The following is a 7,965-nucleotide window of genomic DNA, read 5'->3' as shown; positions in this document are numbered from 1 at the left end:
TGGCGACGTCGACACCAATACCGCGCCCGCCACAGCCACTACCAGCGACGATCCCGACTCACACCATGATCACGAAGTCCGGCTGGAGTACTAGGCGGCCCGATACGACACGGTGCGGCCGCGATGGAGATCACCGACTCCACTGGCGTCCGAACCCGCTCGACGATGAACCTGATGGTCCGCAATGGTGAGGGTCTCGGCGGCAAAGCCCTACAACTTGCACGGCCGGTCTCGGTTGCCGATTACATTTCAGCAGAGGGCATCACACATGTGTACGACCACGCAGTACGCCCCGAAGCGATCGCAACACTCGCGGCGCTGCCGATCTTTGTCGACCGCGCACCGCGGATCTTGATCTATCTAGGCTCCCGTACCCACGTCCACCTCGGCGCCCGTTGGTTCGACAGCTTCACCCCCTTTGTCAGGCGCATAGAACGGGACATCGCAGTAGAAGACGAGGTCGTCCGACGTTTGCGTCTCTTGCGAGCAGCAACCGAGGCTGACCGGCCGGAGCTCAGTCGATCGGATCTACACGACATTGCCAAGGAACTGGCGGATCTAGCCGGGCAGATCGATGACGCCACGGTGCGTGCGCGGATCGAAGCAGTCGGCAACCGGTTTGCGCCGATACCGGCGCCCCCCGCCTCAGTCGCCCCCTCATCACTCACGTCACGAGAGATCGATGTCCTCAGGCAGGTCGCACGCGGGCTGAGTAACCGCGAGGTCGCCGAAGCTTTGAGACTACGGCCCGACACGATCAAGTCCTACCTCAAGACCGCGATGCGCAAACTCCAGGCCGGCAATCGTGTTCAAGCCATCCTTGCCGCAGGCGAACGCGGACTCATCGACTAATCGTCCGCTCGCGCGAGGTTATCGCCACATCATCCGGCTCACGGACCCCGCACCAGCGCCGGGCACCTCTTACGGACCACCAGCGACGTGGCGGGATGGGCGCTAAGTGGCTCGTCAGGCTACGTTGGGTAGGTAATCAGGGTGCCTGATCTTGGATCCGACGGCGAAGTCGCGGACGGGTTCGGCGTGCTGGTTGCGCCAGTGGATGTAGGTGCCGATCGCGGTGTCCTGTTCGTCGTGGCTGTGGTGGTCGGTGCCGTTGAGAGCGAAGGTACGCAGGGCGGAACTCCATCCAGTGTTTGCGGTCGCGGATGCGGTAGTAGATCTGGCCGGTGGCCAGGTCCAACGCGCCGAACAGGTGCCGGACTCCGAGCGTGCGGTTGTAGTGGCGCGCAACCGTTTCGGCTGCCGCCGCGGCCGCCAACCGCGCCCGGACCGGGGTTGCAGGTTCAACGGCCCGAACTCATCGACGCAGACCATCCGCCCGTCGGCGGGCGGGTGGTCGTAGAGGTCGAGCACGCGGGTCATATTGGCCGGATCTCGGGGGCAGCACCGGGCGATCTGACCGATCCGCTCACGCGTCGCGTGATCGATCTTCGCCGGCCTGCCCCCGCTCCATTTTGGACACTGTTGGCGCAGATCCCGCCACTGCGGACTGCCCAAGACACGCCCGCAGCACCTACCGACCGCCGCCGGACTCAACCTCAACCGCCTCGATACATGGTGGGACACAAAACCATTCGCCCCAACACGAACACCACCGTTCGCCGCACTCCGGCCAGCCGCTCGACGGCTCAACCGAATTCGCCAAATCGTGGATCACCTGCCGCACACACGATTCCGACACCCGCATCAGCTTCGCGATGAACCCGACCGGCTGATGCTGCGCCGAGGCCATCACCACCACAGCCCGCCGCATCCACACCGGCCGGCTGCTGCGTCGCACGATCTGGGCCAGCTTGCGGCCCTCTTCCGGGGTCACCGCTTCGACGAACACATCCGGCCTGCGAGCCACCACCACCAGCAGCATCACCGCTCACCCCGCCCAGGAACAACCCGCCACCCGAGACGAGGAAAAGCTCAACCTTCCCAGACGCGGCACCAGCAACCGTCGCCTTGACCGACCGATCGCGCTGAACAAACTGGCTGCTGGGGGCGTTGCCACACCCCAAAGGGGCGCCCCGTTGAGTGACGCACATCGAGGTCCCACGACTCGGTCCATGGGAACCCGGTGTCCCGTTTTGCGTTAGGCCATTCAGCGGAGCGTGGTCGATACGCCAATCTGGCGGTTCGACAGGCCGGTTCCCATGTGCAAATTGTTCAAATTCAAGATGGTGGGTTGCGCGAACAAACCCTGATGGAGTGCACTCTGTGGGCGACCTGCACACAAGGATGGCGAATTCGCTGGGTGTGTGATCAGGGACCCGCCGCCCTCCGGTGTGAGATTAAGCCGCCCGCGCCTACACCCGAGGTTTGGCGGCCAATCGACTATCGGCGGCGGCGGTCGCCGGATCCGACCCGAGGAGCATCCGCGATGGCGACAGCAATCGAGGCGCACGACCACAATAGTACCGACGAAGCGGAGTATCTCGACGCACTGTCCGACATAGAGCAGCGCACACTCTGGCTGTCGACAGCGATCATCCATCATGCCAACCGTGTGCGACCGAACCCGTCAGGACTGAAAGTCGGGGGCCATCAGGCCTCGTGCGCGTCGATGGTCACGATCATGACGTCGTTGTGGTTCAGCGAACTGCGGGCCGGCGACCGGGTCTCGGTGAAGCCGCATGCGTCTCCAGTGCTGCACGCGATAAATTACCTGCTGGGCGAACTGGATGAGTCGTATCTGACCACTCTGCGTCAGTTCGGCGGCCTGCAGTCCTATCCCAGCCGGTCCAAAGATCCCGATACCGTGGACTATTCGACCGGTTCGGTCGGTATCGGGGCGACCGCACCCATCTGGGGCGCGACAGCACGCCGCTACGTAAATGCTGTGCTCGGTGCAGATGCCGGCACAGGCCGCCAATACTCACTCGTTGGCGACGCCGAACTGGACGAGGGCGCGGTGTGGGAGGCCCTGGTCGATCCGGGTACTGCAAGCCTCGGCGAAATCGTGTGGATCGTCGACCTGAACCGCCAATCACTCGACCGTGTGGTGCCCGCTATCGCCGCCACCCGGTTGGAGAATATGTTCGCGGCCGCAGGATGGCAGGTGATCACGGTCAAATTCGGACGGTTGCTCGAGTCGCTGTTCGCCAAGCCCGGCGGTCAGGCGTTGCGTGCCCGGATTCTCGAAATGTCGAATCCCGAATATCAGAGGCTCCTTCGGTGCGACGCAGGTGAGCTCCGCCGCCGACTGCCGGGAACCGGCCGCGACAGCGCGCCACTGGCGGAACTGATTGCCGGGCTGGATGATTCGACCCTGATGGCCGCGATCCGCAACCTGGGCGGCCACGATATGCAGGCCTTGATCGACGCCTACGCGCGCATCGACGACTCACGCCCGACCGTCATCATCGCCTACACCGTCAAGGGGTACGGGCTGCCGACAGAAGGGCACCCGCAAAACCATTCGTCGCTGCTTTCGGTGCCGGAATATGAAGTCCTGGCGGCGCGACTGAAGAGAGATCCGCTACACCCGTGGGGGCGGTTCGGCGATGACACGGCAGCCGGACGGATCTGTTCGGAGACCGCGCAACGGCTGTATCGTCAGCCGTTTCAGGAATCGGAGCCTCCATCTGTTCCGACAGATTTCGGTCGCACACCCAAGGGCACCGCGACGACGCAGGCAGCGTTGGGGCGGGTTCTGCTGGATTTGACCCGTGCGGCACCGGATGCGGCCCGCCGGGTGGTCACCGTGAGCCCCGATGTCAGCTCCACCACCAACCTGGCAGGTTGGATCAACAAGGTCGGTGTGTGGTCGGCCTCTGAGCGCCACGACTGGTTCGCCGACGATCCGGAAACGCTGATGCACTGGCGTGAGCGTCCTACCGGTCAACACCTCGAACTCGGTATCGCTGAAACGAACCTGGTTGGGCTGATCGGTGAACTCGGTGCGACGTGGAGCCGGTGGGGCCAGCCCTTGTTTCCCATCGGTGTGATGTACGACCCCTTCGTCGAACGAGCCCTGGAACCGTGGACCTACGGGATCTACGCCGGCGGCCAGTCAATTCTGATAGGCACTCCCTCCGGTGTCACACTTGCCGCCGAAGGCGGTGCCCATCAATCGATTACGACACCGTCGATCGGGATCGAGACGCCAGGGCTGATCTCCTATGAGCCGGCATTCGCGGTCGATGTGGAGTGGACATTGTTGGCCAGTCTGGCCAAGCTGGGGCGCCCTGACGGCACGTCGGCTTATCTGCGGTTGTCGACCAGACCGGTCGAACAGCATCTCGCGACTGTCCCGACCGATTCTGCGGCACGCGAACGCCGACGCAAACAGGTTGTCGCAGGCGGATATCCCCTGCAAAGGCGGGACGACGCCATCGTCACAATCGTGTCGATGGGCGCGGTTGTCACCGAGGCCCTCGCAGCCGCTGAGCGCCTGGAATCGGCCGGTGTCGCAGCCGACGTTATTTGCGTCACCAGCCCCGGGCTTCTCTTCGAAGCCATGCAGGCCAGGCAGGGCCGTGGAAGCGGCGACAGCTGGATTCTCGACCAGCTGTTCCCGGCCAACCGGGCCACCCCGATGATCACGGTCCTCGACGGCCACCCCCATACCCTGGCCTTCCTGTCCGGCATCAACCGCGTGCACCACATCGGCCTCGGCGTGACCCGGTACGGGCAGGTGGGATCGCTGGACGAGGTCTACCGCTACCACGGCATCGATACCGACAGCATCGTCTCGGCTGCGCTGGACGTCGTCGGCGCCGCCGGCCAGACCTCCCTGAAATGAGTGTGAACCAGTGACTTCGACCACCACCCACAACGAAACCACCGTGCCACTGCCCGACCTGGGCGAAAACGTCACCGAAGCCACCGTGACCCGGTGGCTCAAACAACCCGGCGACGACGTGGCCATTGACGAGCCGATTCTCGAAGTGTCCACCGACAAGGTCGACACCGAGATCACCTCGCCCGCAGCAGGAACATTGCTGCGCATCATCGCCGACGAAGACACTGTCGTCTCGGTCGGCGGTGCCTTGGCCGTCATCGGCGCGTCTCACCCGACGACGCCGTCGCCCGAACCGGTTCCGACCCCACTCCCCGTGGAACCGGCATCCTCTCCTGGCCCGGCACCGGCGTCGACAACGGGGGACGAACCCGCCGAAGTCACACCGGTGCCGGTCCCGGCGCCTCCCGCCAACGCACGCCCGGTGTCTGTGTCCCCGACAACGGCGCCCCCGACTGCTGACCAAGTAACCGAGAAACTGCCCCGTATTCGACAGACGATCGCTCGACGCATGATGGAGTCACTACAGACTTCTGCACAGTTGACGACCGTCGTGGAAGTCGACGTAACCGCCATCGCAGCGCTGCGCGAGCGGGAGAAAGCCGACTTCCACCGCCGGAACGGATTCAAGCTGAGTTTCCTACCGTACTTCGTCAAGGCGGCAGTCGATGCGCTCGCCGACCATCGCGTCATCAATGCCTCTCTCAACGCAGACGCGACAGAAGTCACCTACTACAAGGCATGTCACCTCGGCATTGCCGTCGACAGCCCCAAAGGCCTCATGGTCCCGGTGATTCGCAACGCCGAAAACCAAACTGTCAGCGCCTTGGCCCGCAGCATTGCCAATCTCGCGGAGCGGGTGCGCGCGAATACGATCGGCGCCGATGAACTCAGCGGTGGCACATTCACAATCACCAATACCGGGAGCCGCGGCGCACTGTTTGATACTCCGATCATCAATCAACCGCAGTCTGCGATTCTCGGCGTAGGCACAGTTGTCGAACGTGTTGTCCCAATCCGATTCGACGACACCCCTCACATCGGCGTGCGCTCCGTTGCATACCTCTCGTTGAGCTACGACCACCGTATTATCGACGGAGCTGACGCGGCGCGATACCTAGGTGCAGTCAAAACGCGCCTGGAAACTGGATTTACCGCCGCAGACACGTAAGGGTCGGCTCCGACAAGAGATCCGCGTGGACTTCAAGGGCTGCTGTGGCATCGAGATCCAAAGCCAGCGTCTGGCGTTTCCTTATTTGCTTGGGCACGTCAGCCGCTGGCATTCCGTGGACTACCTTGAGCAAACGGTGGGATCGGGTGTTGCGGTCCTCTGGTGGCAGTGGGCGACAGGACCCGTTGATTCGGTTTACCGTAGACCGAATCAACGGGGGCGCGTCAGGGAGACACCGGATACCCTGTTAGCCGTAGGGACGGATCCTATCGCCCTCTGTTGAACCGCTCACGACGCTCGGTCACCACTCAAAGTAAGCCAGGGCCGTTGGGATCGACACACCCTCGATCGAGAAGTTGCCAGCGAGTCCGACGCGGACGTTGCTGACCGTGTGGGCGACGTATCCGAAGGGGACGTCGGCGACCCTGATGCGGGACCAACCCGTCGTCGTCTTCCGGGACGAAGACTTCGCTGGACGGGCGGCGGCCGGAGTTGTTGTCGGGTCGTCAAGAAACCCAATCACCTGGACGCGACTGCGCCCGAGAACATCCTGCACACCGACAAAGCCCGCCCACTGGCCGCTACCCAATGACAGCGAACCGGCCCAGGCCACGCGGCTGCCGGACCTGGCGGCTGCCTGCCGCAACCCGTCGTCGTTTGCTGTGATGCGTCCGGCATCACAGCACCACAACGGTCTCCTCTCGAGACTCGGTCGCATTCGAACCCGATTCGTCCGCGACCGTCGCGGCGGCACCGGGACCGCCGAAGACCACTGGGGGTGTGAGGTACCAGGCACCAACGATGCGTTCCTTATAGACTCGCGGGTTGTGGGAAGCGATCGTCCGGGCGTTGCGCCAGTGTCGGTCCAAGGCGGCGGATGCGTCGACGGCCGACGAACCGAGGGCGTCGAAAAGGAGTGTAGTCGCTGCCAGCGTCTCCTCGGTCGTCGTGATTTGGGCCTGTAGACAGCGGTCGACGCCTCGTGGACCAGGAGGGTGACCTCGTCTTCGGGACCTCCGGCGATGGCGGCGTCTGCCGCCCGGTCCAGAAAGCCTGCCGCGCGAGCCACGGAGGCTTCCACCGACGCGGCGAGCGCACCCACCCGTCCGACGAGTGCCTGGAGTTGGGCGTCCTCGCGCGGCACTTCCGCCAGTCCGTGGTAGTAAGCCCGCATCCGCTGTTGGAGCTGGCCGACCACCTCGCGGTGGGCGGCCCGGGCTACGCCAGCCAAAGTGGTCACATGGACCAGCTGGTAGAGCGCCTCCTGGTAGGGAGCCCGCTGCCCGAACGGGTAGATACCGATCTCGTCAACGAGAACCTGGGTGAATCGGGTGGTGCCGCTCCCGGTTGTGGTCTGCCCGAATCCGTTCCAGTCGTCCTCGACCTCAACTCCGTGGGCATGCGCGTCCACGAGCGCGATCACGCCGTTCTCGTCGCCGTCCCGCTTGGCGGCCACGCTGATCCAGTTGGCGAAGTTGCTTCCGGTGCTGTAGTACTTGACCCCATTGAGCACCCAGGCGTCGCCTTCGCGGACGAGTGTGGTCGAGGAGTCGCGATGGGATTTGTTGCCCACCAGGCACCGCCGACGAGTGCGCCATCGACGAGTTGCCTGCGCCAATACGCGTTTTTGTCGGCAGGATCGGGCTGGAGGCGGTCCTCGACGAACGCGGTGTGGTTGCGCCAGATCTGGGGCTGGTTGGAGTCCGCCGCTGCCAGGTCGGTCAGCAAAGTGAAGAACTGCGTCAGGGTGAGGCCGTGTCCTCCCTCCTGCGTGGGGAGACGGAGCCGTCCGAAGCCGGCGTCTGCAAGCCAGTGCACCTCCTCGTGGGGCAGTGAGCGCTCCTGCTCGTGGCGTAGTGCGTTCTCGCGGATCTGGTCGAACACCGGGGCGAAGCGGGCTCGGAGGTCGTCGAAGCGGTCAGGTGATGTCACGAAAGGTCCTTTGTCAGCTGGAGGTCGGCTCGGCGAGCGCCGCTCGCTCGGCGGCCGGTAGGTGGGCGCCACCTCGGTAGCGCGTGCCGTGATGGTGCTCGGGGAGGCGGTCGCC

The 7,965-nt window shown here is 64.3% G+C and carries 6 protein-coding genes and 1 pseudogene; 3 read left to right on the top strand and 4 right to left on the bottom strand.

Annotated features, from left to right (window positions below):
* Positions 1-123 precede the first annotated feature (123 nt).
* Positions 124-852, top strand: coding sequence for a response regulator transcription factor (locus ACFXN1_RS50455; protein ID WP_379446125.1), 729 nt, complete (start codon positions 124-126; stop codon positions 850-852).
* A gap of 114 nt (positions 853-966) precedes the next feature.
* Here ACFXN1_RS50455 and ACFXN1_RS50450 read toward each other — a convergent pair whose 3' ends face one another.
* Both ACFXN1_RS50450 and ACFXN1_RS50445 read right to left on the bottom strand, forming a co-directional pair.
* A complete protein-coding gene (locus tag ACFXN1_RS50450; RefSeq protein ID WP_379446124.1) occupies positions 967-1,380 on the bottom strand; it encodes a hypothetical protein in 414 nt (137 codons plus the stop codon).
* A gap of 151 nt (positions 1,381-1,531) precedes the next feature.
* Positions 1,532-1,882 carry a hypothetical protein gene (locus ACFXN1_RS50445; RefSeq protein ID WP_379446123.1) on the bottom strand — a complete coding sequence of 117 codons (351 nt, stop codon included), beginning with the start codon at positions 1,880-1,882 and terminating at the stop codon, positions 1,532-1,534.
* Positions 1,883-2,386: 504 nt separating this feature from the next.
* On the opposite strand from ACFXN1_RS50445, the gene ACFXN1_RS50440 reads away from it, so the two are divergent.
* Entirely contained in the window at positions 2,387-4,750 is a 2,364-nt protein-coding gene (locus ACFXN1_RS50440; protein WP_379446122.1) for a pyruvate dehydrogenase, read from the top strand.
* A gap of 10 nt (positions 4,751-4,760) precedes the next feature.
* Positions 4,761-5,918, top strand: coding sequence for a 2-oxo acid dehydrogenase subunit E2 (locus tag ACFXN1_RS50435; protein ID WP_379446121.1), 1,158 nt, complete (start codon positions 4,761-4,763; stop codon positions 5,916-5,918).
* A 677-nt stretch (positions 5,919-6,595) separates the two neighbouring features.
* On the opposite strand, the gene ACFXN1_RS50430 is transcribed toward ACFXN1_RS50435, so the two are convergent.
* Both ACFXN1_RS50430 and ACFXN1_RS50425 read right to left on the bottom strand, forming a co-directional pair.
* Positions 6,596-6,850 carry a hypothetical protein gene (locus ACFXN1_RS50430; RefSeq protein ID WP_379446127.1) on the bottom strand — a complete coding sequence of 85 codons (255 nt, stop codon included), beginning with the start codon at positions 6,848-6,850 and terminating at the stop codon, positions 6,596-6,598.
* A gap of 395 nt (positions 6,851-7,245) precedes the next feature.
* Positions 7,246-7,491, bottom strand: a pseudogene (locus ACFXN1_RS50425) (acyl-CoA dehydrogenase family protein); the annotation flags it as partial.
* Positions 7,492-7,965: the final 474 nt, after the last annotated feature.

This window comes from Nocardia sp. NPDC059154 (genome assembly GCF_042755705.1).
Taxonomy (GTDB): domain Bacteria; phylum Actinomycetota; class Actinomycetes; order Mycobacteriales; family Mycobacteriaceae; genus Nocardia.
This window is presented reverse-complemented; position numbering and strand designations above follow the sequence as displayed.